Source organism: Streptomyces tateyamensis, from assembly GCF_003205575.1.
In the GTDB taxonomy this organism is placed as follows: Bacteria; Actinomycetota; Actinomycetes; order Streptomycetales; family Streptomycetaceae; genus Kitasatospora; species Kitasatospora tateyamensis.
In genome coordinates this window covers 1-2676 of record NZ_PYBW01000193.1, presented here as the reverse complement: position 1 = coordinate 2676, position 2676 = coordinate 1, and the positions used below count along the sequence as shown (strand labels likewise).

The following is a 2676-nucleotide window of genomic DNA, read 5'->3' as shown; positions in this document are numbered from 1 at the left end:
GCTCACGGCCTGTCTCCTGTACTGGTCTCGTCCGGCGGCTGCGGCGGTGCAACTCAGGACCGCGCTCACGGCGCGCTCCCGCTACGGACAGCGCATTTCCACTGCCCTGACCGGAAACTCCCGGCAGCATACTCGGCAGTGTCCGGCACTGGTTACTCGTCAGTAGACAAATACGCGTGCACCGCATCACGTCGCCATGCCGATGCGGTCCGCCTCCCGATCATTGTGACGAAGCTCTCGGCTTTCCGGCAGGTCAACCCGCCCGAACGGGGGCTCAACCCCTCGTCTCGACCGCCTCGACCGCCTGCCCGAGGGCCGCGATCACGTCCGCCTTGCGCGGCTGTCCACTGGCCCGCCGCACCACCCTGCCACCCGCGTCCAGCACCAGCACCGTCGGGGTGCGCAGGATCTCCAGCCGACGGACCAGCTCCAGGTTCCGCTCGGCGTCGACCTCCACATGCGCCACGCCCTCCACCAACTCCGCCACCTCGGCCAGGATCCGCCGGGTGGCCCGGCAGGGCTGGCAGAACGCGGTGGAGAACTGCACCAGGGTGGCCCGCTCCCCCAGCGCCACGCCTTCGCCCAGCTCCGCGCCCGACACCCGCACTGCCCCGCCCTTCCCGCGTGCCGCGCCGGCCCGCCACCTTCCGTCGCGCCGGGCCCGGAACAAGCCGTACGCACTGGCCAGCGCGAGCACCGCGACGCACACCACCGACTGGGTCATGCGCTCCAGTGTGCGACACGGTACGCCGCTGGTGGCGGGCCCCGGCCGCCTCGTACCATCGCCGCGTGGACACCACGGGCAACGAGCTGACGCGCCGCCGGGTCATCGACCTGTGCCGCGCCACCGTCTCGCGCTGCCGCTGACCCACTCCTGCCGCCCTGTCAGGCCCGTCAGCCCCGTGCGTCACGTCACCGGAGTCACTCCATGCAGATCGACCCCCGTGGACCGCGCTTCGCCGCCGTCCTCACCACCCTCGTCCTGATCGCCGCCCTGCTCAGCGGCAGCGCCGCGCTGCTCGCCCTGCAGACCCTGGTCTTCGCCCTCGGCGCCCTGGCCGGTCCGCACCGCTCCCCTTACGGCTGGCTGTACCGGGTGCTGCTCCGGCCCCGGCTCGGACCGCCCGCCGAGCTGGAGGACGCCCGTCCGCCCCGGTTCGCCCAGGGCGTCGGCCTGGTGTTCGGCCTGTTCGGCACCGTCGGCTACCTGGCCGGCGCGAACTGGCTGGGCCTGGGCGCGACCGCCTGCGCGCTGGCCGCCGCGTTCCTCAACGCCGCCTTCGGCTACTGCCTGGGGTGCGAGCTCTACCTTCTGGCCCGTCGCGGCCAGGCCCGCCTCACCGCCTGAACCGCCGGCCCGGCCTCCTGGTGACCGAATGTGACGACCGTCTCTTTCCAGCCGCGTCCTGCCAGATGACAGAAGGCGCCCCTTCGGGGGACGATGCTCGCAGAATCACCCGTGTCAGCCGCGGCGTGCCGTGGCCCGAGCGGCCCGGCACCACCGGCCGGCCCGGGCGCCGTCGCACCGGGCAAGGGCCCGTGGGAAGAAGTAGGGCTGACCGTGGCTGAGTTCGTGTACCCGCCGGTGATCCGCGCCGCGCTGACCGCATTCAAGGCACTGGACGTGCGGCTCGACATCCGGGGCGCCGAGCACGTCCCGGCCACCGGGGGCGCCGTGCTGGTGAGCAATCACATCAGCTACCTGGACTTCATCTTCGCGGGCATGGGCGCCTACAAGACCGCCAAGCGCAAGACCCGCTTCATGGCCAAGGACGACGTCTTCAGGCACCGGATCTCCGGTCCGCTGATGCGCGGCATGAAGCACATCGCAGTCGACCGCACCGACGGCCAGCCCGCCTACGACGCGGCGGTCCAGGCGCTGCGCGAGGGCGAGGTGGTCGGTGTCTTCCCCGAGGCCACCATCAGCCGTTCCTTCATGCTGAAGAAGTTCAAGACCGGCGCTGCCCGGATGGCCGCCGACTCCGGCACCCCGCTGCTTCCGGTGGTGCTCTGGGGCACCCAGCAGCTGTGGACCAAGGGCCGGCCGAAGACCCTGACCAAGCGGCATGTCCCGGTGACGATCATGATTGGCGAACCGATTCACCTGGAGCCGACCGACAAGCCGGTGATGGTCACCCGCAAGCTGCGGGCCGTGATGAGCGAGATGCTGGACCGCGTCCAGCGCGAGTACCCGGCCAAGCCCACCGGCCCCGCCGACTCCTGGTGGCTGCCGGCCGCCCTGGGCGGCACCGCGCCGACCCTGGAGGTCGCCGAGGCCGAGGACGAGCAGGAGGCCGCAGCCAAGGCGGCCCGCCGGGCGGCGGCGAACTGAGCTTCCCTGCTGGGGAGTGATGGGCTGAAGAACTGAGGGCGGGTCAGTTGCTGACCCGCCCTCAGGCGTTCCCGGCTGTCTGCAGGCGCCGCGCAATCCGCCCGGTTGGTCCCGTTGCTCTCGGAAAACGAAGAAGCCCCCAGCCATAAAGGCCGGGGGCTTCTTCTAAAAGATTGTTCGGCGGCGTCCTACTCTCCCACAGGGTCCCCCCTGCAGTACCATCGGCGCTGTAAGGCTTAGCTTCCGGGTTCGGAATGTAACCGGGCGTTTCCCTCACGCTATGACCACCGAAACACTATGAAACTATCGGCCGCACCCACCCATAAGACTTCCCGGGCGGGGGT

The 2676-nt window shown here is 70.7% G+C and carries 3 protein-coding genes and 1 rRNA gene; 2 read left to right on the top strand and 2 right to left on the bottom strand.

The genetic code is table 11. The annotated features are described in order from the left end of the window. Window positions 1-274: 274 nt before the first annotated feature. Entirely contained in the window at window positions 275-724 is a 450-nt protein-coding gene (locus C7C46_RS32095; protein WP_110673443.1) for a TlpA family protein disulfide reductase, read from the bottom strand. A gap of 204 nt (window positions 725-928) precedes the next feature. On the opposite strand from C7C46_RS32095, the gene C7C46_RS32090 reads away from it, so the two are divergent. Both C7C46_RS32090 and C7C46_RS32085 read left to right on the top strand, forming a co-directional pair. Beyond that, the gene (locus C7C46_RS32090; protein ID WP_110673442.1) at window positions 929-1348 is read left to right on the top strand and encodes a DUF4395 domain-containing protein; all 420 of its coding nucleotides are present in this window, start codon (window positions 929-931) and stop codon (window positions 1346-1348) included. A 213-nt stretch (window positions 1349-1561) separates the two neighbouring features. Beyond that, complete coding sequence (locus C7C46_RS32085) at window positions 1562-2332, top strand: lysophospholipid acyltransferase family protein (protein ID WP_110673441.1); 771 nt, start codon at window positions 1562-1564, stop codon at window positions 2330-2332. Between the two features lie 175 nt (window positions 2333-2507). Here C7C46_RS32085 and rrf read toward each other — a convergent pair. Next, window positions 2508-2624: ribosomal RNA gene (gene rrf / locus C7C46_RS32080) — 5S ribosomal RNA — on the bottom strand. Window positions 2625-2676 lie beyond the last annotated feature (52 nt).

Coding starts and splice junctions, on each gene's coding strand:
- C7C46_RS32095 (WP_110673443.1), bottom strand. CDS start 724: ATGACCCAGTCGGTGGTGTGCGTCGCGGTGCTCGCGCTGGCCAGTGCG.
- C7C46_RS32090 (WP_110673442.1), top strand. CDS start 929: ATGCAGATCGACCCCCGTGGACCGCGCTTCGCCGCCGTCCTCACCACC.